Origin of the sequence: Ruminiclostridium papyrosolvens C7 (assembly GCF_000421965.1) — a bacterium.
In the GTDB taxonomy this organism is placed as follows: Bacteria; Bacillota; Clostridia; order Acetivibrionales; family DSM-1351; genus Ruminiclostridium; species Ruminiclostridium papyrosolvens_A.
The window spans coordinates 1-675 of the sequence record NZ_ATAY01000090.1 but is presented as its reverse complement, the minus strand read 5'-3'; the positions used below and the strand labels follow the sequence as shown (position 1 = coordinate 675).

At 43.6% G+C, this 675-nt stretch carries 1 protein-coding gene; it reads right to left on the bottom strand.

Going from position 1 to position 675, the window contains the following annotated elements:
* Nucleotides 1-675 (bottom strand): AMP-binding protein (locus L323_RS0121175; protein WP_031342474.1); only part of this gene is annotated, 675 nt, incomplete at both ends.

Genomic DNA, 675 nt, shown 5'->3' with positions numbered 1-675 from the left:
GTACTCCCAATGTGTGGCACAAACTGTGGTTTCTGTTGGGCCGTATGCATTTATGTACCTTATATCGGTACCTGCTTTTTCTATTATCTTCTTACTCGACTCAGAACCTGCCGTTATCAGCAGTCTTGGAGCAAAATTATTCAAGGTCAGATAATACTGGGGCGGCAGGGTTGCCACCGTTACATTATTGTCTTTACAATATTTTTCAAACAAGACGGTGTCCATAATACATTCTGACGGAACAACTACCAGCGTAGCTCCTGTCAGTAGTCCCATGGACATTTCCCAAACGGATGCGTCAAAGGATATGTTTGCAAACTGCAAAATGTTGTCTTTTGGAGTGATTTTGAAGCTTGCCTCAAAGTAGCTCTTCAAATTTGCTATGCCATGGTTTTCCACCATGACCCCTTTGGGTCTGCCGGTTGTTCCGGAAGTATATATAACATATGCAACATCTTCTGGTCTGCTTAAAATCTCCGGGTTTTGCCCGTCACCCTCCCAGATGGTTTTATCCTTTAAGTCTATTACGGGAAGCTCTGTTTCAATATTTGTGTTGTACACAAGTATTGCTTTTGGACTGCTGTCCGATATCATGTACCGGATTCTATCCTTGGGATAACCGGGGTCAACAGGTACATACGCTGCTCCTGATTTTATAATCCCCAGAATGCCCGC